The sequence below is a fragment of the Niallia sp. MER 6 genome, from assembly GCF_023714395.1.
Lineage (GTDB): Bacteria > Bacillota > Bacilli > Bacillales > Cytobacillaceae > Niallia.
The window spans coordinates 118,557-144,694 of record NZ_JAMAUK010000003.1 but is presented as its reverse complement, the minus strand read 5'-3'; the positions used below and the strand labels follow the sequence as shown (position 1 = coordinate 144,694).

Annotated in this window: 23 protein-coding genes and 1 other annotated feature; of the genes, 5 read left to right on the top strand and 18 right to left on the bottom strand. The window is 39.5% G+C overall.

From position 1 onward, the window contains the following. Window positions 1-51: 51 nt before the first annotated feature. Entirely contained in the window at window positions 52-1,392 is a 1,341-nt protein-coding gene (gene hemA, locus M3600_RS05355) for a glutamyl-tRNA reductase (protein WP_233318336.1), read from the bottom strand. 345 nt (window positions 1,393-1,737) lie between these two features. Between hemA and M3600_RS05350 the strand changes: the two genes are divergently transcribed. Further along, on the top strand, window positions 1,738-2,223 hold the full coding sequence (locus M3600_RS05350; RefSeq protein WP_233318334.1) for a LiaI-LiaF-like domain-containing protein: 486 nt from the start codon (window positions 1,738-1,740) through the stop codon (window positions 2,221-2,223). Window positions 2,224-2,255: 32 nt separating this feature from the next. Here M3600_RS05350 and M3600_RS05345 read toward each other — a convergent pair whose 3' ends face one another. The 15 genes from M3600_RS05345 to M3600_RS05275 form a co-directional block, all read right to left on the bottom strand. Continuing rightward, entirely contained in the window at window positions 2,256-3,863 is a 1,608-nt protein-coding gene (locus M3600_RS05345) for a ribonuclease J (protein ID WP_233318418.1), read from the bottom strand. A 192-nt stretch (window positions 3,864-4,055) separates the two neighbouring features. Then, a complete protein-coding gene (gene yihA / locus M3600_RS05340; protein WP_233318331.1) occupies window positions 4,056-4,643 on the bottom strand; it encodes a ribosome biogenesis GTP-binding protein YihA/YsxC in 588 nt (195 codons plus the stop codon). Continuing rightward, window positions 4,640-6,967: an endopeptidase La gene (gene lon / locus M3600_RS05335; protein ID WP_233318329.1), complete on the bottom strand. Its 2,328-nt coding sequence runs from the start codon at window positions 6,965-6,967 to the stop codon at window positions 4,640-4,642. The genes yihA and lon overlap by 4 nt, the downstream gene beginning before the upstream one ends. A gap of 413 nt (window positions 6,968-7,380) precedes the next feature. After that, a complete protein-coding gene (lonB, locus tag M3600_RS05330) occupies window positions 7,381-9,054 on the bottom strand; it encodes an ATP-dependent protease LonB (RefSeq protein ID WP_233318327.1) in 1,674 nt (557 codons plus the stop codon). A gap of 175 nt (window positions 9,055-9,229) precedes the next feature. After that, on the bottom strand, window positions 9,230-10,495 hold the full coding sequence (clpX, locus tag M3600_RS05325; protein ID WP_233318325.1) for an ATP-dependent protease ATP-binding subunit ClpX: 1,266 nt from the start codon (window positions 10,493-10,495) through the stop codon (window positions 9,230-9,232). Between the two features lie 365 nt (window positions 10,496-10,860). Then, window positions 10,861-12,147, bottom strand: coding sequence for a trigger factor (gene tig / locus M3600_RS05320; RefSeq protein ID WP_233318323.1), 1,287 nt, complete (start codon window positions 12,145-12,147; stop codon window positions 10,861-10,863). A 228-nt stretch (window positions 12,148-12,375) separates the two neighbouring features. Then, window positions 12,376-13,401 (bottom strand): tetratricopeptide repeat protein, encoded by a 1,026-nt coding sequence (locus M3600_RS05315; protein ID WP_251644876.1) that lies wholly within the window; start codon window positions 13,399-13,401, stop codon window positions 12,376-12,378. Window positions 13,402-13,581: 180 nt separating this feature from the next. Continuing rightward, the gene (gene leuD / locus M3600_RS05310; RefSeq protein ID WP_251644875.1) at window positions 13,582-14,184 is read right to left on the bottom strand and encodes a 3-isopropylmalate dehydratase small subunit; all 603 of its coding nucleotides are present in this window, start codon (window positions 14,182-14,184) and stop codon (window positions 13,582-13,584) included. 20 nt (window positions 14,185-14,204) lie between these two features. Then, a complete protein-coding gene (gene leuC / locus M3600_RS05305) occupies window positions 14,205-15,611 on the bottom strand; it encodes a 3-isopropylmalate dehydratase large subunit (RefSeq protein ID WP_233318317.1) in 1,407 nt (468 codons plus the stop codon). Window positions 15,612-15,696: 85 nt separating this feature from the next. Further along, window positions 15,697-16,797, bottom strand: coding sequence for a 3-isopropylmalate dehydrogenase (gene leuB / locus M3600_RS05300; RefSeq protein ID WP_251644874.1), 1,101 nt, complete (start codon window positions 16,795-16,797; stop codon window positions 15,697-15,699). Window positions 16,798-16,927: 130 nt separating this feature from the next. Continuing rightward, window positions 16,928-17,950, bottom strand: a complete 1,023-nt coding sequence (ilvC, locus tag M3600_RS05295; RefSeq protein ID WP_233318313.1) for a ketol-acid reductoisomerase — start codon at window positions 17,948-17,950, stop codon at window positions 16,928-16,930. 46 nt (window positions 17,951-17,996) lie between these two features. Continuing rightward, entirely contained in the window at window positions 17,997-18,515 is a 519-nt protein-coding gene (gene ilvN, locus M3600_RS05290; RefSeq protein ID WP_233318311.1) for an acetolactate synthase small subunit, read from the bottom strand. Then, window positions 18,512-20,227, bottom strand: coding sequence for an acetolactate synthase large subunit (ilvB, locus tag M3600_RS05285; RefSeq protein ID WP_233318302.1), 1,716 nt, complete (start codon window positions 20,225-20,227; stop codon window positions 18,512-18,514). The genes ilvN and ilvB overlap by 4 nt, the downstream gene beginning before the upstream one ends. Window positions 20,228-20,361: 134 nt before the next feature. Continuing rightward, window positions 20,362-20,621 (bottom strand) — a binding site (T-box leader). A 434-nt stretch (window positions 20,622-21,055) separates the two neighbouring features. Further along, window positions 21,056-21,250: a YolD-like family protein gene (locus M3600_RS05280; protein WP_233318300.1), complete on the bottom strand. Its 195-nt coding sequence runs from the start codon at window positions 21,248-21,250 to the stop codon at window positions 21,056-21,058. An 819-nt stretch (window positions 21,251-22,069) separates the two neighbouring features. After that, window positions 22,070-22,291, bottom strand: coding sequence for a WYL domain-containing protein (locus M3600_RS05275; protein WP_233318299.1), 222 nt, complete (start codon window positions 22,289-22,291; stop codon window positions 22,070-22,072). A 115-nt stretch (window positions 22,292-22,406) separates the two neighbouring features. On the opposite strand from M3600_RS05275, the gene M3600_RS05270 reads away from it, so the two are divergent. Both M3600_RS05270 and M3600_RS05265 read left to right on the top strand, forming a co-directional pair. Next, window positions 22,407-22,718, top strand: a complete 312-nt coding sequence (locus M3600_RS05270; protein ID WP_233318297.1) for a YolD-like family protein — start codon at window positions 22,407-22,409, stop codon at window positions 22,716-22,718. 12 nt (window positions 22,719-22,730) lie between these two features. Continuing rightward, window positions 22,731-23,090, top strand: a complete 360-nt coding sequence (locus M3600_RS05265) for a YhjD family protein (RefSeq protein ID WP_233318295.1) — start codon at window positions 22,731-22,733, stop codon at window positions 23,088-23,090. A gap of 85 nt (window positions 23,091-23,175) precedes the next feature. Here M3600_RS05265 and M3600_RS05260 read toward each other — a convergent pair whose 3' ends face one another. Continuing rightward, window positions 23,176-23,688, bottom strand: a complete 513-nt coding sequence (locus M3600_RS05260) for a GNAT family N-acetyltransferase (protein WP_251644873.1) — start codon at window positions 23,686-23,688, stop codon at window positions 23,176-23,178. Between the two features lie 244 nt (window positions 23,689-23,932). Between M3600_RS05260 and M3600_RS05255 the strand changes: the two genes are divergently transcribed. Together M3600_RS05255 and M3600_RS29165 are read left to right on the top strand one after the other, a co-directional pair. Next, window positions 23,933-24,175: a hypothetical protein gene (locus tag M3600_RS05255; RefSeq protein WP_233318290.1), complete on the top strand. Its 243-nt coding sequence runs from the start codon at window positions 23,933-23,935 to the stop codon at window positions 24,173-24,175. 127 nt (window positions 24,176-24,302) lie between these two features. Next, on the top strand, window positions 24,303-24,746 hold the full coding sequence (locus tag M3600_RS29165) for a ferritin-like domain-containing protein (RefSeq protein WP_251644872.1): 444 nt from the start codon (window positions 24,303-24,305) through the stop codon (window positions 24,744-24,746). Between the two features lie 33 nt (window positions 24,747-24,779). Here M3600_RS29165 and M3600_RS05245 read toward each other — a convergent pair whose 3' ends face one another. Next, on the bottom strand, window positions 24,780-26,036 hold the full coding sequence (locus tag M3600_RS05245; RefSeq protein WP_251644871.1) for an oligosaccharide MFS transporter: 1,257 nt from the start codon (window positions 26,034-26,036) through the stop codon (window positions 24,780-24,782). Between the last annotated feature and the right edge of the window lie 102 nt (window positions 26,037-26,138).

Genomic DNA, 26,138 nt, shown 5'->3' with positions numbered 1-26,138 from the left:
ATACTATAATGCCAAAACTCTTATAAACAATCTAGCTTTCAGGTTGATTTTTTAACCTTGAAAGTTTGGCTGTAAAGAAGAAACTGTTTTCTTGTCTTCCTTCACAACTGTTGCTTGAGAATGGACATCCTGCTCTAAATTAAAAATTTTAACGAACAGCTCCATCGCCTTTTCTCGATCATCGGAAGAGGCAAGTTCTTTCGCATGAAGGATTGGATCCTTCAGCATTTGATTAATGATGCTTTTCGTATGTTTATTTAAGACTTTCTTATCACGGTCACTTAAATGAGGCAGCTTTCTTTCAATGCTCTTCATCGTTTCTCCCTGGATTGCCAAAGCTTTATCGCGAAGGGCAGAAATCACTGGAACGATTCCTAATAAATGAAGCCATTCATTAAACTCTACAATTTCTGTTTCAATCATAAGCATGATTTTTGCTGCTTCTTTTTGACGCTCTTGAAGGTTTGCTTCCACAATCCCTTCCAAGTCATCTATATCATATAAAAACACACTATCCAACTCTGCTAGTGCAGGGTCTAAATCACGAGGAACAGCAATATCAACCATAAATAACGGTTTACCTTTGCGAATCTTTTCCACTGTATTCATCATACTTTTCGTAATGACAAACGAGCTTGCACCAGTAGAGCTGATAAGAATGTCAGCATCAATCAATGCACATTGAAGCTCACTCAATGACTTCGCCTGACCTTCAAACCGGTCTGCAAGGCTTTGTGCCTTTTCAAAAGTGCGGTTAATGACCGTCACGTTTTTAGCTCCATTGCTGTACAGGTTCTGAATTGCCAGCTCGCCCATCTTCCCCGCACCTAATATGAGTACATTTTTGTTCTCTAAAGTTCCGAAAATCTTTTTCGCCAATTCTACAGCCGCATAGCTGACAGAAACTGCATTAGCACCGATATCTGTTTCTGTATGAGCCTTTTTCGCAAGCGTAATAGCCTGCTTGAACAACTGGTTAAAGACTGTGCCAGAAGACTGAATGGATTGGGCTTCTAGAAAACTTGCACGCACTTGCCCAAGAATTTGAGTTTCCCCTACCACCATAGAATTTAATCCGCACGCAACTTGAAAAAGATGGTTCATAGCTCCATCCTGTTCGTATACAAATATATATGGACTGAATTCTGACTGGTCAATCTCAAACCATTCAGACAAAAATTCTTTTATATAATAACGACCAGTATGCAATTGGTCGACAACAGCATAAATTTCTGTACGATTGCAAGTAGAAATGATGATATTCTCTAATATGCTTTTTTTCTTTTGCAACTGACTCATTGCTTCCCCTATTTTCGAAGAGTCAAATGTTAACCGTTCTCTAATTTCTACTGGGGCCGTTTTATAATTTAGTCCAACCACAACTATATGCATAAGTAAATGACACCCCCAAAGGATTTCAACCAAAAATCGATTCTTTATTTATAATAATTCTAAACATGTACTTATTATAACAAAAAAACACTAATTATGGGCAAGAAATATGCTTTTAATTGTGAACAAATTGTGAATTGATATGTTAACATATAGTATTATTGGCAAAGTCAGTTTTATACTATGTGTATTTACTAGTAATAGTGTATGCCAAAATCATCTATTAAAACAGCTTTTTTTGTTTTTTGCTGTTCAAAAAACAGCCTATCTAATACTATCTACTCAATGTACAGTAACAAAGATATCGGTTGTATTCAAGCTTGTATTACTGGAAACGGAGGAAATATGAAATCTTATAAATTATTTACTGGTGTTGTGCTAGTTGGATTCGGATTATACTTTTTACTAAATGAATTAAATATGTCTCCATTCCCTGACTTTTATTCTTGGCCTACATTGCTAATCATCGTTGGCCTTGCCTTTTTATGTCAAGGCTTTATAGGCAAGGATCATGGCTCTATCTTGCCTGGGGTGATTTTAACAGGGTTTGGCCTTCACTTTCACCTTGTTAATAAACTGGCGATTTGGCCGGATGATACGGGAACATTTTTATTGATTATCGCGTTAGGGTTTATTCTCTTCAATCAAAGAGCAGGTTCGGGCCTGGTAAATGGTGTGCTGTTTCTACTGTTGGCAGGCTTGCTGCTTTTTTACGAAGAAATAGTGGCTTCCATTACGTTCATCCATATCGGTGAAAGTACACTGAAATTCTTTACACCGCTTTTATTCCTGCTTATTGGCGGATATTTTCTGCTTTCGAAACGGAAATAAAGCAAAACAGATAGCTAAAGCTATCTGTTTTTTTATACTTCAATAATGATCGGCAGGATCATCGGTTTTCTTTTCGTTTGATGGAAGATATACTGGCCTGCAGCTTTGCGCACTTCCTGCTTAATGGCACCCCATTGATTTTTACCTCTTGCGTCAATGCTCATGACTGCTTCTTTAATAAGGCGGTTTACCTCCCGAAGGAGATCTTCGGCATCTCGTACGTATACAAAGCCTCTTGAAATAGTATCTGGCTCTGCAATCAGCTTTTTCTCATGCTTGCTCATTGTCAGCACGATTACAAGCATTCCATCCTCAGCAAGCTGCTTGCGGTCCCGAAGTACTACCTCGCCGACATCCCCTACACCAACACCATCAACATAGGTGTTGCCAGCATGGACATTTCTTGTAAATCTTGCTTTTTTATCTTGAATGTCGACAACGTCACCATTGCCGATAATAAAAGTGTTGCCTTCCTCTACACCGACTGATTCAGCAAGGCTACGGTGCTGGTTAAGCATTCTGTATTCACCGTGTATTGGGATGAAATAGTGCGGCCTCATCAATGTCAGCATAAGCTTTAAATCTTCTTGGTACCCATGTCCCGAAACATGCATGCCAGACATGCTGCCAGAACCGTAAATTACATTTGCTCCGATTGCAAAGAAGTTGTCCACAATTCGCGAAACATATCTTTCATTTCCTGGAATTGGACCGGCAGCAAAAATAACGGTATCACCGCGAAGCACTTCAACTCCCCGAAAATTTCCAGTCGATAATCTGGCAAGTGCAGCTAATGGTTCTCCCTGACTGCCTGTACAAAGTATCGCGACCTTTTCTGGAGGGAATAGTTCAATCTGGTCCTGGTCGATTAACAGACCTTCTGGAACTTGTAAGTAGCCACGAGTCATCGCAACCTCCACGACATTAAGCATGCTTCTGCCAAGAAGAGCAAGCTTGCGATTTGTATCGATTGCTGCATCCACAACTTGCTGTACCCTGTTAATATTGGAAGCAAATGTTGACAAAATTACTTTTCTTTCTGCTTTTCGGAAGGCTTCAAGAATATGGCTGCCTACTAATTGTTCAGATGGAGACAGGCCAGGCCGTTCAGCATTCGTGCTTTCAGATATAAGCAATAAAACTCCTTCTGAACCGATTTGAGCCATTTTATGTATATCTGAGTGTTCCTTATTCGCAGGGGTTAGATCGAACTTAAAGTCTCCCGTGTGCACAATATTTCCAAGTGGGGTACGAAATACAATGCCTACACAATCAGGAATACTGTGATTCACCTTGAAAAATTCGGCTTTAATTTCGTCAAATGTTAATTGTGAGCTATTAGTAATCTCAATTAATTCTGTATCCCCTGCAAGACCATGTTCCTTAAGCTTTAGTTCAATAAGGCCAAGAGTAAATTTTGTTCCATAAACAGGTACATTTAATTGTTTCAAAAAATAAGGGATGCCGCCAATATGATCCTCATGTCCATGTGTGACAATAAGTGCTTTCACTTTCTCCTTATTTTCTACTAAATAACTGATATCAGGGATTATTAAATCGATTCCAAGCAGACTTTCATCAGGAAATTTGTTTCCGCAGTCAATTGCTAAGATTGTGTCCCCATATTCCAATACGTACATGTTTTTTCCAATTTCATTTAAACCGCCTAAAGCAAATATGGATATTGGTTTCTCACTTGTCACAAGTTACTCCTCCTACTAAGCCATGATTTGCTAATAGCTTTTCCTGTTTCCGCCCTTTTTATTATCCTTCTGGTGATTTTCCCATAAATAAAAAAGCCAAATCGTTGTCCGATTTGGCTTTTTTGCATTTTAGTTTTTGGAAAGGTACTGCAGCAATGACCAGACTTTATCTTTCCCTTCTCCTGTTTCACTTGAGAAGAGGATAAGATGATCGTCTTTGCTAAGATCTAAAGTTTCCCGTGTGACTTTTAAATGCTTTTGCCATTGGGATTTAGAAATTTTGTCTGCTTTTGTTGCAATGATTACTGCCGGTATACCATAATGTTTGAGAAACTCATACATCGTGACATCATCTGCAGTTGGGGCATGTCTAATGTCTGTAATCAAGACAACTGCTTTAAGCTGCTCTCTTGTCGTAAAATATGTTTCGAGCATCTTGCCCCATGCTTCCCGCTCCTTCTTGGATACTTTTGCGTATCCGTAGCCAGGAACGTCTACAAAGTGAAGCATTTCGTTAATTAAGTAAAAATTTAATGTCTGCGTTTTCCCTGGCTTGGAGGAAATACGAGCAAGCGCCTTTCTGCCAAGCATTTTATTAATAAAGGAAGACTTTCCTACATTTGATCTGCCAGCTAACGCGAATTCAGGTAAATCTGTTTCCGGGTATTGATGTGGCTTTACTGCACTAATTACTATTTCTGCACTATTTACTTTCAAGAATTTACACTTCCGTTCAGAGCATGTTTTAACACTTCGTCCACATGAGAAACAAGAATAAAATTCAGTTCCTCTCGGACACTTTCTGGTATATCATCTAAGTCTTTCTCATTATCCTTCGGAGCAATGATGGTCGTCAAGCCTGCACGATGGGCGCTGAGTGACTTTTCCTTCAAACCGCCAATTGGCAGAACTCTGCCGCGCAACGTTACTTCCCCTGTCATACCTACTTCTCTTTTAATCGGTCTACCAGACAGTGCGGAAACAAGAGCTGTCACCATCGTAATACCTGCGGACGGTCCATCTTTTGGCACCGCTCCTTCTGGGACGTGGATATGAATGTCATACTTCTCATGGAATTTCGAGTCAATGCCCAGCTCTTCCGCTTTAGAGCGAATATAGCTGAATGCTGCCTGTGCTGATTCCTTCATAACATCACCCAGTTTCCCTGTAAGGACAAGCTTACCTTTACCAGGAGCTAATGATACTTCTATTTGCAGCGTATCTCCGCCGACTGTCGTGTATGCAAGTCCTGTCGCAACACCAACTTGATCCTCAAGTTCTGCCTGACCATATCTAAAGATAGGCTTACCTAGAAATTCTACCACATTTTTGCTTGTTAAAATTACTTTTTTCTTTTCTTCTGATACAATCATTCTCGCTGTTTTGCGGCAAATCGTCGCGATTTGACGCTCCAAGCTTCTTACGCCTGCTTCTCGGGTATAATGGCGGACAATATTTTGAATGGCATCTTCCCTGATTTGCAGCTGTCCTTTTGTAAGTCCATGGTCTTTAATCTGTTTAAGCAGCAAATGATCTTTGGCAATATGGATTTTTTCTAGCTCTGTGTATCCGGAAATATTTATTATTTCCATACGGTCACGAAGCGGTCCTGGGATAGTTGCCAAATTATTAGCTGTTGCAATGAACATTACATTGGAAAGATCATAAGTTTCTTCAATATAATGATCGCTGAAGTTATGGTTTTGTTCTGGGTCTAGCACTTCCAGCATCGCAGAAGAAGGGTCTCCTCTAAAGTCGTTCGACATTTTATCGATTTCATCCAATAGGAATACTGGATTAATGGTTCCTGCCTTTTTCATCCCTTGAATGATGCGGCCAGGCATCGCCCCGACATATGTCCTTCTATGACCTCTAATCTCAGACTCGTCTCTGACTCCTCCGAGGGAGATGCGTACAAAGTTTCGGTTAAGAGATTTAGCAATGGAGCGTGCTAAGCTCGTTTTTCCGACTCCCGGAGGTCCTGCCAAGCAAAGGATTGGTCCTTTAAGGGAATTGGTTAAGCTTTGAACGGCCAAATATTCCAAAACCCGTTCCTTCACCTTTTCAAGACCGTAGTGATCTTGATCAAGGATTTTTTCAGCTTTTATTATATTTAAATCATCTTCTGTCGCATTGCTCCACGGTAATGCTAAGAGCCAGTCAATATAATTTCGGATAACAGAGCTTTCTGCTGATGTAGACGGAATCTTTTCATAACGGTCTAATTCTTTCAGCGCTGCAGCCTTAACATGCTCAGGCATTCCGGCCTGCTCTATCTTTTCGCTTAGTGTGCTGACTTCTCCGCTTTTTCCATCTTTATCGCCAAGCTCTTTTTGGATCGCTTTCATTTGCTCACGCAAATAGTATTCCTTTTGCGTTCTTTCCATGGATTTCTTCACACGCTGTCCTATTTTCTTTTCTAAGTTAAGGACTTCTTTTTCATTATGAATGATATCAATCACATGATTCATGCGCTCTTTATTATCTAATGTTTCCAGAATCTGCTGTTTTTCCTTCAATTTAATCGGCAAGTGGGAGGCGATAATATCAGCCATTCTTCCCGGTTCCTCCATGTCAGAAACAGTTGCATACGTTTCACTGGAAATCTTTTTGGAGATTTTTATGTATTGCTCAAAGTACTGAAGCATTGTCCGCATTAATGCCTCGTCCTCTACATCCTTAGAAGTGTTCTCTTCCATCACTTTAAGAGATGCGGCATAATAGCCGTCCTCTTCCGACAACTCCACTAATTCGGCACGCTTCAGACCTTCCACTAAGACACGAATTGTACCGTTAGGAAGCTTCAGCATTTGCTTGACCTTAGTCAGTGTTCCAACCTTGTATAAATCCTCCTCAGCAGGATCATCAATATCAATATCCTTTTGCATTGTTAGAAAAATCAGGTGGTCTTCCACCATTGCTTTTTCAAGTGCCTGCACCGACTTTTCTCTACCAACATCCAAGTGTAATACCATTGTTGGATAAACAAGTAATCCTCGAAGCGGCAGGAGGGGTACTAATGTATTCTTTTTTTCCTCCATGACGTTGCACCTCCAGCATCGCATTTCATACTTTGTACAATTCTATCCTATTTAGGAAAAAGTGTCTATTAACTAGGGTTATTATAGGAAAAAAGGAAATAGAACTCACTTGCCCTCATTATTTTTACTTAAGAATTGTAAGCATGCTTGCCGATGTTCTTGTATTCGTATTGAAATATTGCATGATTGTATAAGTTGTAAGTTACCACTCTTACTTATGTCATAATGTTATTATTTTAACAAATGGGCTGTATTATGTCTCTTTTCTGTAAAAGAATTAGCAAACCTTCTGTCGCTTACATTATAAAGCATCTTTGCCTGCTGTTAAATTAATTGGCATTTACTCATATAAAAAAAGCTCTGCACTTTTATTTGTTAGAATCAACAATTTTTAGTGCAGGGCTATTTATCAGTTATACACTTTCCTTTTTAGATATATTAATCGAAGCAGGTATTGCTTCCTCGTTATCTGGAGCTTCTTTCAGCAAAGCAAGCTCCAGCACTTGATTAAACGATGCAACCGGGATAATCGTTATACCCGAAATCTCCTTGAGAACAGATTGCATATTCTCTTCAGGGATAATGACAGTGCTGACACCGGCTTTCTGTGCTGCTTTCACTTTTGCAAACACACCGCCGACAGGCTTCACATTTCCATGGATGCTTATTTCGCCCGTCATTGCTACCTTTCTGTCAATCGGTTGTTTATAGATGGCTGAATAAATGCCTGCAGCCATTGAAATCCCTGCCGATGGACCATCTATTGGGACACCACCTGGAAAGTTGACGTGGATGTCATATTGGTCTGCTGGAACACCCATTGACCTTAGTACGGTTATGACATTTTCAATCGATCCTTTAGCCATGCTTTTCCGTCTTATTGATTTGCCTTGGCCGCCAATGCTTTCTTCTTCTACAATTCCCGTAATATTGATAGAGCCTTTATCCTTTTCTGCAGGTATAGCAGTCACTTCTATTTCAAGGAGTGCCCCCATATTTGGACCATGTACTGCCAGGCCGTTGACTATACCGACGTGGGATACATCGTTTATCTTACGCTCCATTCTTGGAGAAAGCTGGCTTGAATGGATAACCCATTCTAATTCATCGTCTTTAATGTATGTACGATCACCGCTTATCGCAAGGCCTGCTGATATTTGAATAATATTGACTGCTTCGCGCCCATTGCGTGCATATTCAGCCAATGTTTCTAAGCTTTTCTCGCTAATATCCAATCGCACTTTATCAGCGGCTTTTTTGCCGATTTTTACGACCTCGTCTGCTGTTAATTCACGGAAAAATACTTCCATACATCTGGAACGAATAGCAGGAGGAATTTCATTCGGTGTTCTTGTTGTCGCTCCAATCAGTCTAAAGTCTGCTGGAAGACCATTTTGGAAAATATCATGTATATGTGTTGGGATTTGGGTGTTTTCTTCATTGTAATACGCACTTTCAAGAAACACCTTTCTATCCTCCAGGACTTTGAGGAGCTTGTTCATTTGCGTTGGATGAAGTTCACCTATCTCATCAATAAATAGTACTCCTCCATGGGCATTCGTTACTGCACCTTGCTTAGGTTGAGGAATCCCAGCTTGTCCCATCGCTCCAGCCCCTTGGTATATTGGGTCATGAACTGATCCAATCAGCGGATCGGCAATACCTCTTTCATCAAATCTGGCAGTAGTTGCATCAAGCTCTACAAAAACAGAACTCTTTTTAAAAGGAGATTTTGAATTTCTTTTCGATTCTTCGAGCACAAGCCTCGCTGCAGCTGTCTTCCCGACTCCAGGCGGTCCATATATGATGACATGCTGCGGATTAGGACCACAAAGAGCAGCCTTTAATGCCTTAATGCCATCCTCTTGACCAACAATGTCTTCAAAGCTTGTTGGTCTGACCTTTTCCGATAACGGAGCTGTCAATGAGATAGAACGCATTTTTCTCAGTTGATCCATTTCCTTTTTTGATTCCCGATCAATTGATACTTTTTGTGTTCTTTGACTTTTTAAAAGGTTCCAAAAATACAGACCGATTATGATGCCAAAGAATAGTTGTACAAATAAAGCAATCTCTGTCCAACTCATATTATTACCTCCTGAATTATATCTTGCTGATAGGAAGTAGTATCTCCTTCCCAGAGTTGGAATAAACAAATTTTAATGGAAAAAATCACAGAATTGGTTAGATTATCTTAAAACAAACAAATAAAGGGCTGGCATCCACGGAGGATTCCAGCCCTTAAGTTACAGCTAACTGTTGTTATGCAGATGTTTTCGTTTCTTTATCAACAACTGTTCCGTCTTCTAATACAAGTTTCGGAGCAGCGTTATCCGCGACTGTTTCTTTTGTGATAATGCATTTGACGATATCTTCACGTGAAGGAAGGTCAAACATCACATCAAGCATAATGCCTTCAATGATGGAACGAAGTCCGCGGGCACCTGTTTTTCTTTCAATTGCTTTTTTCGCAATTTCCCTTAGGGCATCCTCTTCGAAGTCCAATTCAACATTATCTAGTTCAAGCATCTTTTTGTACTGTTTCACTAAAGCGTTTTTCGGCTTTGTCAGTATTTCTACAAGCGCCTCTTCATCAAGCTGTCCTAAGCTTGAGATAACAGGAAGACGCCCGATGAATTCCGGAATAAGACCAAAACGAAGCAAGTCTTCTGGAAGTACTTTTGAAAGCAAGTCTTTGTCTTCCACTTCTTCCACTTTCGTTTCTCCGCCAAACCCAATTACCTTTTGACCAAGACGTCTTTTAATGATAGGCTCGATGCCATCAAATGCACCGCCGCAGATGAAAAGGATGTTTGTTGTATCAATTTGGATAAACTCCTGATGCGGATGTTTTCTCCCACCTTGAGGCGGAACACTTGCAACAGTTCCTTCAAGGATTTTCAACAATGCCTGCTGCACACCTTCACCAGAAACATCTCTTGTAATAGACGGGTTTTCTGATTTGCGGGCCACTTTATCAATCTCATCGATATAGATGATTCCTTTTTCTGCTTTTTCCACATCATAATCAGCAGACTGGATTAGCTTTAAAAGAATGTTCTCGACATCTTCCCCAACATAACCAGCTTCTGTTAATGATGTTGCGTCAGCAATTGCGAATGGAACATTCAGAATTCTTGCCAGTGTCTGTGCCAAAAGCGTTTTACCGCTTCCTGTCGGCCCGATCATAGCAATATTACTCTTAGACAGTTCAACATCATCAATTTTGCTGTTGGAATTGATACGTTTATAGTGGTTATATACGGCTACAGATAAGGATTTCTTTGCTTGCTCCTGTCCAATAACATACTCATCAAGTATATCGCGGATTTCTGCAGGCTTCGGAACATCCTTGAACTCCACTTCTTCTTCTGTTCCAAGCTCCTCTTCCACTATCTCTGTACATAATTCAATACATTCATCACATATGTACACACCTGGTCCTGCAACAAGCTTGCGGACTTGGTCCTGTGTCTTTCCACAGAAGGAGCATTTTAATTGACCTTTTTCATCATTAAATTTAAACATGTGTTCACCCCTTAAAACTCTTATATATATGTTTTACCGCACGGATTATAAAGTTAATCATCTATTTATCTTTTTTACAACAGTTATGTATTGCATTGTACCACATTAGCGATTGTACAGGAAATGATACAGCTTGGATAAATCTATCCATGTAATCCATTGCGGTAAAACGTATGTACTTCTTTTAAGCATAACCAGAATTGCCTGCTTTAAGTCTGGAAATATGCCACTCTTTTTATATGTATAAATTCCTGTACAAGAAAAGTGAGGGAATTAAAGTCTTGTGACTTTATTATATGTTGGTTATTACTAATATAAAACTAAGGCACGATACTTCGCGCCTTAGTTATTTTTATCTACTTCTATTATGCAACAGTTTTGCTGTTTTCTACAAGGAAATCGATTGCTTTTCTGATTTTTAGATCCATTTGCAGATTCTCAACGCCGCCTAGTGCTTGTTTAATAGCATCTGTGCTCATGTTGTACATTTCTGCCATTTTATCTAGTTCAGCTGTAACTTCTTCTTCAGAAACGGAAATGTTTTCTGCATTTACGATAGCTTCTAGAGTCAAGTTAACGCGAACACGTTGTCCTGCATCTTCTTTCATTTGTTCTTTAAGTGCAGCTTCGTCTTGACCTGAGAATTGGAAGTAAAGGTCAAGGTTCATTCCTTGCATTTGCAAACGTTGTTCGAATTCGTTCATCATGCGGTCGATTTCTGTATCAACCATTGCAGATGGGATATCGATTGTAGCATTTGCAGCAGCTTTTTCCACTACAGTGTCACGAACTGCATGTTCAGCTTGATGCTTTCTGTCAGCTTCAAGGCGAGTTTTGATTTTTTCTTTAAGCTCTGCTAATGTTTCTGCTTCAGCATCTACATCTTTAGCGAACTCATCATCTAATTCTGGAAGCTCTTTTCCTTTAATTTCATGAAGAGTTACTTTGAAAGTAGCAGGTTTTCCAGCTAGCTCAGCAGCATGATACTCTTCTGGGAATGATACTTCTACTTCTTTCTTTTCTCCAGCTGCAAGACCAACTAATTGCTCTTCGAAGCCTGGGATGAATTGGCCTGAACCAAGTTCTAATGAGAAGTTTTCAGCAGTGCCGCCTTCGAAAGCAACTCCGTCTTGGAAACCTTCAAAATCGATAACAACTGTATCGCCTAATTCAGCTTTCCCATCTTCTTTAACAACTAATTCAGCTTGTTTTTCTTGCAATGCTTTGATTTCAGCATCTACATCTTCATCTGTAACATTCGTGTCAACAGCTTCTACTTCTAGGCCTTTGTAATCACCTAAAGTAACTTCTGGTTTAACAGTTACAGTTGCTTTGAAGATAAGTGTTTTTCCTTTTTCGATTTGCTCTACATCGATTTCTGGACGATCAACTGGCTCAATGCCTGTTTCATCGATTGCGTTAGCATAAGCTTCAGGCAATAGAATATCGATTGCATCTTGGTATAATGATTCAATACCGAAACGTTGTTCGAACATTCCACGAGGAATTTTCCCTTTACGGAATCCAGGAATATTAACTGTTTTTACTACTTTTTTGAATGCAAGGTCTAAACCTTCGTTTAGCTTTTCAGCATCCAATTCAATTGTTAGAACACCACGGTTCCCTTCTAATGCTTCCCATTTTGCTGACATAACTATATTTCCCTCCAACAATCTATTCTACTTTTCAATACTTCTAACAGTTGTTTAGATAGTACTTTTATTTTAATAGAGAATTTTGATACGAACATCTCCGAATAACTCGGCAGATGTCAGCTCTATATAACTAAAAGCAGGTATCTACTAATGTTATACACGCTCGCATTTTAAGAATGCAACCATTACATTATATCATACGTTCATGTTGTTTCAACATCCAAGCTACATATTAGGATAAGAAATTTCCTCTAATCTATTAATTAGCGCTTTTGCATCTTCCACTTCATCAAAAGAAACATGATAAAGAGTAGGTAAATCCTCTCCCATTTCAGCACCCATTCCATAGTACTCTTGAACGATAGAATGGTAGGCAGCTGCCCATACAGCACTCGTTTTCCCTTCAAGTGTGAACGGAAAAAGCAGGAAGAAGTGACGTTCAAGCAATGCGTTAATATTCTCGAGCATTACTGGATTCTCATGCTCAAGCTGGTCTTTTAGAACACTCTTGATGTCAACAGCTTGCTTATGGAAACGGATATCGTCCAAACTTTCAGGGACAACAGTCATCTCTCTGCCCAATTTCCTTATACATATCGGTTTGTCATACTCCTGCTCTTTCAGGATATTTAAAAGCATAGACTGGAAAAATGGGTTTGCTTCAAGATTTTCCAAGTATTCATTTATTTCTTCTATGTATGGCCGTATATTTGCCTTCTCTAATTTGGCTGCAAGCAGCATCATCTCATTCTGATCATGAATGGCAGACAGTTCAAGCTTGTCTGTGCCTATGTCCTCAAATACATACTCCTCTTCAGCTGTGTCGCTTAATGCTGCCATCCTTCTGCTGAAATCGAGAAGTTTAGAGAAATGCTCCATTTTTCCGGCTGGGATATGTCCGTCCTCAAGCAGTATTTCAATAGTCGAGACAATCTCATCATATTCATGGAGCTGAACAAGAATCATCATATATAGATCCAATACTTGCAGGTAATCGCCCTGCCCTTCCTCTAGCATGCTTTTCGCCATTAGTTTGGATTCCCGCAGCATGCCCAGCTCATAATAGCTTAAAACAAGCCCTGTTTTTATCTCACTGTTATCAGGATTGATTTCCATTGCCTTCTCTAAGAAGGAAACAGCCTCCTGGAAATCTCTGTCTTGAACAGCTTCCAAACCTTTTTCTAAATAACGTTGGTCCAAATCAGGGAAAAGGATGATATTGCCTTTTTTGGTCAAATCCCGTTTCTTCATGTCATAACACCCTAATTATTCTATTTTTTGCTAGTTTAGCATGGTTGCGGTTTTTATTGCAACATTGCCTAAAGATTCCAAAAAAGAAAAAGGAGCTTCCTGCGGTGTAAATACCTTGATTCTGCATGCAGCTCCATCTCTGCAATATCAAGCATCCACCGTTCGAAAACTCTTTTTCTGTTATTTCGCTAATTCAAATGTATTAATGTTGTTTTCATATGTTGTAATACTATCCTCATACTGCAAAGTAATTTGGATTTCATCCCAGCCATTAATCAGCATTTTCTTCCAGTATGGATGAATGGAAAATTTAGCGGTAAAGCCGCTCTCATCCTCTACCTGTTCTGCTTCTAAATTTATATGAAGGGTATATGGCTGATGCGCTGCCGCCTTTAACAAGTATTCTACTTCACCTGCTTCGAGCACTATAGGCAGCATGCCGTTCTTCAAGCAATTCTGATAAAAAATATCGGCAAATGACGGTGCAATTACAGCTTGGAAGCCGTAGTCATTCAACGCCCATGGAGCATGCTCCCTAGAAGATCCGCAGCCGAAGTTCTTGTTTGCAACCAAAATAGTCGCCCCTTGATTTTCAGGGAAATTCAACTCAAATTCAGGATTCGGTTCACCATTTTCCTTATAACGCCAGTCAAAGAAAGCAAAGCGTCCAAATCCAGTTTTTTCAATTCTTTTTAAGAATTGTTTAGGGATGATTTGATCTGTGTCCACATTTACACGATCCATCGCCACGGCCTTTCCGGCCAATTTCTTAAAACCGCCCATGGGACGTCCCTCCTTTTTCCTTATACAAGTTCTGCTACATTGCCTTTTCTTATATCGACAAAACGTCCATTCAACGCTGCTGCCGCTGCCATTGCCGGACTGACCAGATGTGTTCTTGCTCCTGCTCCTTGTCGTCCTTCAAAATTACGGTTAGAGGTAGATGCGCAATGCTCTCCACTTGGGACAACATCATTATTCATACTTAAGCACATACTGCAGCCTGCATCTCGCCATTCGAAACCTGCTTCTGTAAAGATTTTATCCAGACCCTCTTCTTCTGCTTTCTTCTTTACTTGCTGTGAACCTGGTACGACTAATGCACGGACACCTGGATGCACCTTTTGACCGCTAATTACACTTGCTGCCTGACGTAGGTCTTCAATTCTAGAATTTGTGCAGGAACCGATGAAAACATGCTGGATTGCAATATCTTTAATGTTTTGTCCTTCTTTAAGTCCCATATAGTGAAGGGCACTCTTTAAAGCACGGCGGTCTGTTTCATCTGCAAAATCATTCTCTGTCGGAATTCTGTCATCAACTTTCGCTGTCATAGACGGGTTTGTTCCCCAGCTGACCATTGGTGCGATATCACTGCCGTCTATTTCAATGACATGATCATAAACAGCATCTTCATCTGACACAATTTCCTCCCACGCTTTTACTGCCTCTTCAAAGTTTTCAGGAGCATATTTTCTGCCTCGCAAATAGCTGAATGTTGTTTCGTCCGGACAAACCAACCCAGCTCTTGCTCCGCCTTCAATGGACATATTGCAAATAGTCATTCTTTCTTCCATGCTTAAATTTCTGATAACCTCACCAGTGTATTCAATAACATGACCTGTTCCAAAGTTTACTCCATGCTTGGAAAGAACATACAAAATGACATCCTTAGCGTTAACACCTTCAGCCAATTTACCGTTCACTTCTACTTTTAGAGTTTTCGGCTTTGTTTGCCATAAAGTTTGTGTCGCCAATACATGCTCTACCTCACTTGTGCCAATTCCGAATGCTAATGCACCGAATGCACCATGTGTTGATGTATGGCTGTCACCGCAAACAATCGTTTTTCCTGGCTGTGTAAGTCCTAACTCTGGACCAATGACATGGACAATACCTTGTTCGGGACTCTCCAAGTTTGCCAAGGGAACATTAAATTCAAGGCAGTTCTTTTCCAATGTTGTCATTTGATTCAATGCTACTTCATCATCCACTTTAAAGCGATTGATTGTTGGAACATTATGGTCCATTGTAGCAAAGGTGCGATCTGGTCTGCGGACTTTGCGGTTTTTCATCCTAAGCCCTGAAAATGCCTGTGGTGATGTCACTTCATGCACTAAATGAAGATCGATGTACAGCAGATCCGGTTTTCCCTCTTCCCGATGAACAATATGCTTTTCCCAGATTTTTTCAATAATGGACTTGCCCATTATGGTCCTCCCCTTTCTTTCGACTTTTTTCTTCTATATAATATTATCCTTTGTATCTCTCCAATTTTCTTACCATTCTCTCTATTTATCTTACTTCAACTGTTTGTAGGGTTTTGATAATTTCCGCTTTTACTTGCTCCACCATTTGTGAAGTAGTAAGCAATGTAGTATCTGCAGATAGAATATCCTTCGTCCGGTAGCCTTGTGTCAGCACTTGGTCTACTGCATCTTCGATAGCCTGCGCTTCCTGCTCCATATGAAAAGACAGACGGAGCATCATTGCTGCAGACAAGATGGTTGCCAAGGGATTAGCAATATTCTGTCCAGCGATATCCGGAGCCGAACCGTGAATTGGTTCATAAAGGGATGGACCAGCTTGTGAAATACTCGCAGATGCAAGCATTCCCAATGATCCTGTCAACACACTTGCCTCATCACTTAATATATCTCCAAACATATTTTCCGTGACTACTACATCGAACTGTCTTGGATTGCTGATAAGCTGCATCGCTGCATTATCTACGAGCATATGCTCAAGCTTAATTTCAGGATATTTCGCTGCCATCTCATTCGCACACTCTCTCCAAAGTCTGCTTGACTCTAGCACGTTTGCCTTATCAACAGAGGTAACCTTTTTAGATCTAGTTTTCGCTATTTCAAATGCCTTTTCTAAAACGCGGTCGATTTCTTCTTTTGTATAAAGGAGTGTATCAACAGCTCCTGGTTCTCCGTTAATTGAGCTTCTTTCACTAGGAGTACCAAAATAAATACCGCCAGTCAGTTCTCTAACCATGATTAAGTCAACATTTTCAATGACATCCTGGCGCAGCGGAGAAGCAGCTGCTAAACTCTCAAAATATTTAGTTGGTCTTAAATTAGCAAAAAGGTTCAGCTCTTTCCTGATGCGAAGCAGACCTTGTTCTGGTCTTTGGGAAACAGGGAGATTATCCCACTTCGGACCACCAACTGCTCCAAGCATAATGGCATCACTAGATTTGCAGAGGGAAATCGTTGCGTCTGACAACGGAGTTCCTTCTTGTTCAAAGGCACAGCCGCCAATATTAGCATATTCATACTCAAATGAGTGACCAAATTTTTCTTCTATTAGTTGCAAGACGTCAATTGCACCTTGGATGATCTCTGGTCCGATACCATCTCCCGGCAATACGGCAATTTTCTTCTTCATTTATTGCGACCTCCTAGCCCATGGATGAACAGCCAGTGTTTGTTTTTTTGTAGAGAACGGTCCAGGGAATGAACCCTGCACCGTCTTTGTTTATGCTCAACTTAGAGCAAAACCAGTATAAATTTAGGTTTTACTTTTGGCCGCTGCCAACCACTTCTTTTTTACGTGAGCTTTTTACAAACGGCATCATTGAACGAAGTTCTTTGCCGACTTTCTCAATCAAATGCTCGCTTTCTCTAGCATTAATTGCATTAAACTCCGGTCTGTTCGCTTGGTTTTCTAAGATCCAGCCTTTTGCAAACTTCCCTTCTTGGATGTCTGTCAATACAGCTTTCATTTCTTTCTTCACATCTTCTGTCACGATTCTTGGTCCTGTAACAAAATCGCCCCATTGTGCAGTATCTGAGATAGAGTATCTCATTCCAGCCATTCCATCTTCATACATCAAGTCAACAATCAATTTCAGCTCGTGTAAACACTCAAAGTATGCTAATTCAGGCTGGTAACCAGCTTCTACCAATGTTTCGAAACCAGCTTTTACTAGTGCAGTCAAACCACCGCATAATACTGCTTGCTCACCAAACAAATCTGTTTCTGTTTCTTCTTTAAATGTTGTTTCCAAAGCTCCAGCGCGCAATGATCCGATTGCTTTTGCGTAAGCTAATGCAAGCTCTCTAGCTTCACCAGTTACATCTTGGTAGATGGCAAATAATGCAGGTACTCCAGCTTCTTGTTCAAACGTTCTTCTTACTAAGTGACCTGGGCCTTTTGGCGCTACCAACAATACATCGCTGGAAGATGGCGGTACGATTTGGCTGAAATGAATATTGAAGCCGTGTGCAAACATCAATGCTTGATTTGTTAAGTTCGGTTTAATTTCTTCATTATAAACCTTTGTTTGCTGCTCATCTGGAAGCAAAATCATAACAACATCCGCTTTTGCTGTCGCTTCGCCTACTGAATATACATCAAAGCCGTCCTCTGCTGCTTTATCCCATGATTTTCCTTGTCGTAAGCCGATGATAACATTTACTCCGCTGTCCTTCATATTTAAAGCATGTGCATGGCCTTGGGATCCATATCCAATTACAGCAACTGTTTTTCCTTCAAAATATCCTAAGCTTGCATCTCCGTTATAGTACATTTTCGCCATTTTAAATTTCTCCCTTATTAGTAGATTTGTTTTTATATAAATTTAATTAAACAATAGAGTAATGGTTTCTTTGACTAGTGTTTTTCTGAGAACCACGAGGGAATGCCGTTGTTCCTGTTCTGGCAATTTCTTTAATTCCATATGGTCTTATCAACTCAATGAATGCTTCAACCTTTGATGATTCGCCGGTTATCTGGATGACAAGGCTCTCTTTGCTCACATCAATTACAGATGCCCGGAAAGGTTCAATCAAGGAGTAAAGCTCATTTCGTGTTGAAGGCGTCGCAAGCACCTTAATTAGCGCAAGCTCCCTTTCAACGATAGCCTGGTCTGTAATATCAACGACCTTTAAAATATCGACTTGTTTGTTGAGCTGTTTCGTCACCTGTTCAATGACTCCTTCACTATCAACATGCACAACACATGTGATTCTTGAGACGCCTTCCTGCTCTGTATGACCCACAGAAATACTTTCAATATTATAGTTTCTCTTCGAAAATAGATTAGTAATCCGGTTTAAAACACCTGATTTATTCAGCACTGTTAAACTGATTATTCTTTTCATGGCTTCATCCCTACCATTTCGTGTAAACCTTTGCCTGGAGCAATCATTGGATAAACATTTTCATTTGGATCAATGCGGAAGTCTAAAACAACCGGCTCCCTGTCATGAAGCACTTCATCCAATATCTTGTCAGCATCCTCCACATTCGAAATTTGATACCCTTTAATTCCATATGCTTCAGCAAGCTTAACAAAGGATGGCTGAACTGATTCTTTACTGTGAGAGAATCGTGATTCATAAAAGAACTCCTGCCATTGTCTTACCATTCCTAATGCCTGGTTATTGAAAATGATAATTTTGATTGGCAAATTCAACTCCCTAATAAGAGCCAATTCCTGACTGCACATTTGAAAGCCGCCGTCACCGCTGATTGAAAGGACTGTTGCATCCTTATCGGCAATTTGCGCGCCGATACTTGACGGCAATCCGAAGCCCATTGTTCCTAGTCCGCCTGAAGTTACCCATTTGTTAGGGTCTTTAAAGCGGTAGTACTGAGCTGCCCACATTTGATGCTGGCCAACATCTGTTGTTACAATTGCCTCGCCGTTTGTTTTCTCATGAAGAAGTTCAAGCACCTGCTGTGGTTTCAACTTGTCGGAATTTTCGTAATAATAAGGATAGTCTTTTTTCCAATTTTCAATCTTTTCTAACCAGTCTTTATGCTCGGATTGCTTACCATTTTGGCTGATCAGCTCTGTTAAAGCCTCTTTTGCATCTGCAACAACAGGTATTTTTGTCGGGATGATTTTGCCAATTTCAGCTGGATCAATATCAATATGGGCCTTGATTGCATTTGGTGCAAAATGCTGCAAGTTACCCGTTAAACGGTCATCAAATCTCGCACCGACATTTATGAGCAAGTCACACTCATATAAAGCCATGTTTGCTGCATAACAGCCATGCATTCCACCCATTCCAACAAACAAGGAATTATCAGCAGGCAGCCCTCCTAAGCCAAGCAATGTGTGAACAACCGGTATTTGCTGCTGCTCAGCATAGCTTTTTAGCTCTTCTGACGCCTTAGAAAAGATAACACCTGCGCCAGCTAGGATAACTGGTTTTTTTGCTGAACTGACAGCCTCAGTCAGCTTTCGGATTTGCAGATAATTCGGCTTTGTTGTAGGCTGATAACCCGGCAAGTCCACTTCCTGCTCCCTCGGTTCCTCGGCCACAGTTGCAGCAATGTCTTTCGGCACATCGATAAGCACTGGACCTGGTCTTCCGCTTGTTGCGATATAAAAAGCTTCCTTTACAATCTTCGGAATGTCTTCCAAGTTTCTGATTTGGCAATTATATTTTGTAATCGGTGTTGTTATCCCAAGAATATCTGCTTCTTGGAAAGCATCTGTCCCGATTACTCCTGTAGCTACCTGTCCTGTAAAAACAACGAGTGGCAACGAATCCATCATTGCATCAGCAAGGCCTGTTACTATATTTGTAGCACCAGGTCCTGATGTAGCAATCACAACACCTGGTTTTCCAGAGATACGTGCATAGCCTTCGGCTGCGTGTATTCCGCCTTGTTCATGTCTAGGAAGAACATGAAATATTTTCGAGTCATAAATTTTGTCATAAATAGGAAGTACTGCTCCTCCTGGATAGCCAAAAATACATTCCACATTTTCTTTTTCCAAAGCTTGCAGCAAAAGATCTGCCCCAGTTAATGGCTTCGTTTTAGCCTTCGTCTCTTCAAAGGCGGTTTTCTGTATCATCAATATAACCTCCTTATTAAAGTGGTTCCTTTTCTCCAATGATCAAACAGCGCGATTACAATGTTACAACAGCTAAAATAGACCTATATCATAAAAAAAGCCTTCACACCCCCAATGTATACTTTATAAGTAGACAAAGGGGTGAAAAGGCCATTTCAGCTTTCCACGGTACCACCCTCATTCATACATGAAACACATGTATGCACTCAATGAACAGTTCGTTCGTTTTTGGTAACGAGTGGCGTGTCACTCGGTCAGCTCTACTTCACTTTGTGTTTCAAGCTAACACTCAGAGGTGAGTTCATTTCTAATCGGCTTCACCGGTTCTCAGCAACCACCGGCTCTCTGTGGAATCCCAAAATTAGAAACTACTTATCCTCATCATCGTATTTTTCATTATCTTTTATTTAGGCTATTAGGATTTTTCTTAAACAGCATTTCAAATGGTTTCAACAAAGTTCAAAGCTGTATTTATCAGCTCCGTTTTGCTTTTGTTGAGGTTATCTTACGCCGATTTGAAACAAGAGTCAACACCCTTTTTAAGAATTGTTCGATAATTCAAACAAAAAATAATACTCAGTAAACGCTTACAATATTGATAAATAAATGATGCCTGTACTTTGGAAAATTACAAAAAATTTTTTATTCCGAATACTTTGTTCTATTCTTACTTATTCTTACTCTTCTTAGCCTGCCATTTTTGATTATGGAGAATTCATTATAATACGATAATGAGAGTGCTGTATATTATCTTGTCAGATTTCCTAACAGGTTTTTTACAAAAGAACCGCCCCTCCAGGAGGAAAGCGGTTGCAAAAATATGTGTATTCAACCTGCTGTCGGTGTAATGTCATGTATCCATGATAGCTTTATCTGCAGGATATTTTCCTTTTCATCTTTTAAGCCAATTGTCTGCTCATGCAGATTCAGCATTTCTACATTGCCTTTGCATGTCTGCAAAAGACCATTTTTATAGTAGTTAATGACTAGTTGACGATTTCTTGCCAGCTCCTTTAAGATCATTGCTTCTCCTCCTTTGCCTTATACTCCTATCTGTTTCATCTATTTTCACAAATAATTATCATAGTTAGAATTTACTATATGTATAGTATACACTAAAATTAGTAAGCGTTTGCAACTTTTTTATGAACAATTTGTGAACTTTTTTACAAAAACGATAGGGTTATATCTTCAATATATCCAATTCACCATTTCTTAACCGTTTACACTAGTTTATTTTTCCATTTTAACAATTATAGACGAAGCTCCTTTTTTAGGAAAACTAACAAATGATGTAACAAAAGCACTGCGTCATACAATATCTATCACCTCCACAGAAATTAGCAGTTTAAAGAGGAAAAGAATGCAAAGTTATATTGGAATAAGGATTTTAGAATTTCTTAAAGGATAGCTAATCAAGGAGTACTTTGCCTTGCTAATTAGTGCTTTCACTATAAAATGACAACAGTAAAAACGATGAAATAATTAAATGAGGCCATAACTCCTATTACAGCTTTCACAAGTTTTCTGGTACGTTGGCCTTATACGATCAGCAAATTAAACATGCGAATATTTTGTTGATTGCTTGAAGTGGAAAAAATAGTGTAGGAGTAGCACATGCGGTGACAGATTTCAGCTATTGCTGCAATCTTACTGATTTAAAAAGGTTGGAATCGGCGAAACTTCTATTAAAACTTCTGCAATGTTATTTTGGAGAGGAAGTCGCTGTTATTCTCCTTGCATCACCTAGCGTAAATATCCTTTTATCTTCACGTCGGCGTTGAGAAGATTAACCGGCATCCCGGATAGCAAGAAAACGTTAAATCCCTATTACAGGGTTTTTTATGCATTTTTCCTTCCTCTCATTCCTGGATAAGAAGCTGCGAGAATTGAATCCAGTTTAAAAATTCTAGGCTGTTTTCTGTGCAGACAAAAGGCTTTAATATAGTTACCCTTCACTTCCCGAACAAGAATGGTCCTTTTAGAGAAGATTTCATTGCCGCTCATATAAATAATTTCAATTTCTTTGTTTTCCTTTAACGCTCTTTCCAATTGACGATTCATCTAATAATTCACTCCCTTCTTGCATATATTATATACGAACAAACGTTCCAAATCAACCTTGATAAAGAACATTTGTTCTGGTATATTTTACTTAGAGCAAAAGGAGATGGATAACTTGATTAAAGACAAAGGAAGAATGAAATGGACTGCAATGATTACTCGGCAACTGCCGGAAAAGGAGGATACTGAGAATAGCGCAGAAACAGACGGAGGTTTCCCAGCAGACATCGACATGCTCATACATGAAGCAATGGAGTATAACTGGACGCTTGAATACAAGCTAACATTCGCTGACTCCATTCATTCGCTATATGGAACGACTGTTTTTATTGATTATCTAAAAAAAGAGCTGCGGATTAAGGATAAAGAGCATCATATTCATTTTGTGCCATTTGCTAGTCTCCTCTCAAGCAAGAGAGCGGAATAGGAGATTAGGGACATGACAGCAATACTTGATTCAGATCGAAGATTAATCAGCCAATCCGTACATCTTGCCCTTGTATTATCTGTATTGGAATATGATCGCAAAAAAATAGAGGGTACTTCTTTTAAAATCAAAAATGTTTATTTGAATCTGATTGAACATACGATGCTGAAGGTGCAAGCCGACTTGAAAGTAATCAAGGAGGATATGAAAAGGAATCAATTGAGAGTACAACGGGGCAAAAATGACGGATTTGCTACAGAATATGATTTTTACTGCAGGGGATATCATGAACCACACCGCTTTTATAATACAAACCTTAAGAACAATACACAGAAGCTGCTTATTTATTATTTGATGCGCAACAAAGAGTAAAACTTGGCTGCGCATAGTTCAGGGGTTAATATGCCGATTATACGTTTGCTTATGCAACCCCTTTGAACATACAGGTTAATCTGATTCATTTCCATTCTTCGCTTAATATCGCATAATAGTATTCATCCCACCAGTTTTCCCCTGCCGGAATGCATTTTTTAAAATATCCTTCTCTGCGCATGCCAATCTTCTCCATCACTTTAAAGGAAGCAATATTTTCTGGCTGACATGTGGCGATAATCCGATGAAGCTGCATATGTTCAAATCCGTATCCAATCATAGCCTTGGCCGCTTCTGAAGCATAGCCCTTGTTACAGTAATCAGGATGGAACACCCAGCCGATTTCATAGGTATGATTGCCGAAGTACTTAAAAAAACCGAGATGACCAATCAGCTTATTTTCCACAGCTAATATGACAGGAAAATATTCAGCAGACTGACCTTGATTTTTCCGCACAAATTGTTTTGTTTTCTCTTCCGTCATCACACCTTCTGGGATATAATGCATTACATTACTGTTGGAAGTATAACGAAATACATCCTGCCAGTCATTATCGTTAAACTCGCGGATTAGCAGCCTAGATGTCTTTATTTTCATGATTTCCCCCACCATTCTCTATAACTTTTAAAAAAGTTCTTGTCTATATATTCCATCTATATCTCTTATCCCCTGTTATAAATTTACAAAAAATAATCAACAATAGATTAAAAAATGAGTTCTTAGATAAATTTCCGCCCAATAAATAGGTTGAATCAAAAGTCACTCATTAGATGAAGTGATTTTTTATTTTGAATAAGCCAAGCAGTACAGCACATAATCTAAACGGGAAGGAGTGACGCAATTGGCTAAAAAAAAGGAACAGGTATTTCTTGTTGTTGTAATAGAAGGGTCTGTGATTAAAAGAATTATGATTCTCGATATAATAGTCGGTTCTGGCATTTATTATGCCTTGCAATGGATGTGTTCGAGTATAATCATCAGCATGATTGGCAGTATGGTTGGTACAGAAGGAATTAAAAAGGTGCAGAAGCAGCGAAAGAATCCTGATGTAAAGCTAGTACGAGTTTTAAAAACAGCGAAATAGACTTCGATCGCCCCCCTGAACAATATTCCTCGTTACTTATGAGGTTCCCCTTTTAAGAATCGGACATGTTTCCTTAATCCCCAGACGGCATATAGTAACCTATAACGAAGCAAGGAGATGATTAATTGTGCATTTATACTATGACTATGCATCATTTCAACAGCGTAGCAAAGAGCTCGCCGCAAAAATTGCAAAGGCAATAGATGAGGAGTATGCCGCTATTCACTGTTACAAACAATTAGAATCATTAGCACCAACTAAACGAGAAAGAAAGATAATTAACGAGATACGCAGAGACGAAATCAACCATTATAATATGTTCTCCTATATTTACACCGAGCTCACTGGTCAAAAGCACTCAGCTGCCATTACAGAAGCCTGCCCGCAAAATTATCAAGCAGGAGTTAATTCTGCCTTTGTAGACGAACAAGAAGCTGTCGATTTTTATTTAGAAATCTCTGACAGCACAAATAATAATTTTATTAAAGAATCATTTAAAAGGGCAGCGATGGATGAACAAAACCATGCTGTTTGGTTTTTGTATTTCTTGACACCCTTATCCAAAAGATAAAAAAAGCACCCGATGGATGCTTTTTTTATGAAATTATTTTTTCACAGTTATTGGGGAAAAACTGTCGGAAACCTTCATCTTTTTATGCTTCTTATCATTTTCTAAAGTGTAAATTGACATAATTGTAATAACCAGTACAACAACACTTAAAATATAATATGTATTTTGGTAGCCGATAGTGGAGTACATACCTCCTGCCACACTGGAAAAAACCATAATGGAAATTTGCTTCGCAAAATTAAATGCTAGTAAATATACGGTAGCTGATAGTCTAATATCAAATACACCTGTTATATATTTAAAAATGGAAATTAACAATAATGGCATTTCAACAGCTGCAATTAAGCGCACAATCGATAGGGAAATAGGACCGATTGCAACAGCACTGCCAAAAATACGAATGAATGTTAATGCACCGAACAAGAGCAAACCATTTTTCGCACCAATCTTATTGATAAGAATCGGCATAAAAACCATGATGATTGCTTCAAGACCAATCTGCAGTGAAACAAGCTTGCTGAATACATTTGTTCCTTCAGCAGGTGTAGTAAAAAATTGCTTATAATAATTCGGAAACTGCTGGTCAAATACATCATACATGCATGCAGTACCGATGATGAAAAGCCCCAGCATCCAAAAGTTCCTTAGCTTAAATACAGAGAAAATGACTTCCTTCGTCAACGGCTCTGCCGCAGATTCCTTTGCTGCAAAAGATGCTGTTTTGTCGATCTTCGCCGTATACAAAAGAATACTAAGAACAATTCCTGATAAGGATGCCACCCAAAAGATGCTGAAAGGATGTGCAACGAAAAGAAGCCCTGAGACGAAGGTAGCCGTTGCTCCAGCAACAGAACCAAACAGACGAGCACGTCCATATTCAAACTTATTAGCCCTGCTAGCCCTTTCTATGTATGATTCTATTACACCAACTCCGCCATATAATACAGAACTTAAATAAACGCTGCCAAGAAGTGCACCGGCAATTATATTTAAGTCTAATAAAGAAATAAATACATAACTGAAAAACGGACCCATAAAAATGGCTGCACCTGCCACTGTAGCAAACAAATGCTTTTTGAACACAAGCTTGTCCGACAAGATTCCAAAGAACGGCTGATACAGGAGTGCAACTAATGACATGGCAGAAAACACATAGCCAGATTCTGTAGCAGATAAACCTGCCTGCTCCTCAAGCCATATTGGTAAAAATGTAAAAACAGTCGCCCAAATAAAAAAGTAAAAGAAAAAGAGTCCACCGAAGTTCCAAAAGCTCTTTTGAGTTTGTATCATTTTTTTAACACTCCCTCTTTCTGTAAAACTATTAAATTATATACCTTTTCATAATAAGATAGACTTACACTGTGATTGCTAACATCTAAAAGTGTTCAAGCA

Excerpts from the sequence above, each read along its gene's own strand:
- hemA (WP_233318336.1), bottom strand. The coding sequence starts at position 1,392 with ATGCATATAGTTGTGGTTGGACTAAATTATAAAACGGCCCCAGTAGAA.
- M3600_RS05350 (WP_233318334.1), top strand. The coding sequence starts at position 1,738 with ATGAAATCTTATAAATTATTTACTGGTGTTGTGCTAGTTGGATTCGGA.
- M3600_RS05345 (WP_233318418.1), bottom strand. The coding sequence starts at position 3,863 with ATGTACGTATTGGAATATGGGGACACAATCTTAGCAATTGACTGCGGA.
- lon (WP_233318329.1), bottom strand. The coding sequence starts at position 6,967 with ATGGAGGAAAAAAAGAATACATTAGTACCCCTCCTGCCGCTTCGAGGA.
- lonB (WP_233318327.1), bottom strand. The coding sequence starts at position 9,054 with ATGAGTTGGACAGAGATTGCTTTATTTGTACAACTATTCTTTGGCATC.
- clpX (WP_233318325.1), bottom strand. The coding sequence starts at position 10,495 with ATGTTTAAATTTAATGATGAAAAAGGTCAATTAAAATGCTCCTTCTGT.
- tig (WP_233318323.1), bottom strand. The coding sequence starts at position 12,147 with ATGTCAGCAAAATGGGAAGCATTAGAAGGGAACCGTGGTGTTCTAACA.
- M3600_RS05315 (WP_251644876.1), bottom strand. The coding sequence starts at position 13,401 with ATGAAGAAACGGGATTTGACCAAAAAAGGCAATATCATCCTTTTCCCT.
- leuD (WP_251644875.1), bottom strand. The coding sequence starts at position 14,184 with ATGGGCGGTTTTAAGAAATTGGCCGGAAAGGCCGTGGCGATGGATCGT.
- leuC (WP_233318317.1), bottom strand. The coding sequence starts at position 15,611 with ATGGGCAAGTCCATTATTGAAAAAATCTGGGAAAAGCATATTGTTCAT.
- leuB (WP_251644874.1), bottom strand. The coding sequence starts at position 16,797 with ATGAAGAAGAAAATTGCCGTATTGCCGGGAGATGGTATCGGACCAGAG.
- ilvC (WP_233318313.1), bottom strand. The coding sequence starts at position 17,950 with ATGGCGAAAATGTACTATAACGGAGATGCAAGCTTAGGATATTTTGAA.
- ilvN (WP_233318311.1), bottom strand. The coding sequence starts at position 18,515 with ATGAAAAGAATAATCAGTTTAACAGTGCTGAATAAATCAGGTGTTTTA.
- ilvB (WP_233318302.1), bottom strand. The coding sequence starts at position 20,227 with ATGATACAGAAAACCGCCTTTGAAGAGACGAAGGCTAAAACGAAGCCA.
- M3600_RS05280 (WP_233318300.1), bottom strand. The coding sequence starts at position 21,250 with ATGATCTTAAAGGAGCTGGCAAGAAATCGTCAACTAGTCATTAACTAC.
- M3600_RS05275 (WP_233318299.1), bottom strand. The coding sequence starts at position 22,291 with ATGAATCGTCAATTGGAAAGAGCGTTAAAGGAAAACAAAGAAATTGAA.
- M3600_RS05265 (WP_233318295.1), top strand. The coding sequence starts at position 22,731 with ATGACAGCAATACTTGATTCAGATCGAAGATTAATCAGCCAATCCGTA.
- M3600_RS05260 (WP_251644873.1), bottom strand. The coding sequence starts at position 23,688 with ATGAAAATAAAGACATCTAGGCTGCTAATCCGCGAGTTTAACGATAAT.
- M3600_RS05245 (WP_251644871.1), bottom strand. The coding sequence starts at position 26,036 with ATGATACAAACTCAAAAGAGCTTTTGGAACTTCGGTGGACTCTTTTTC.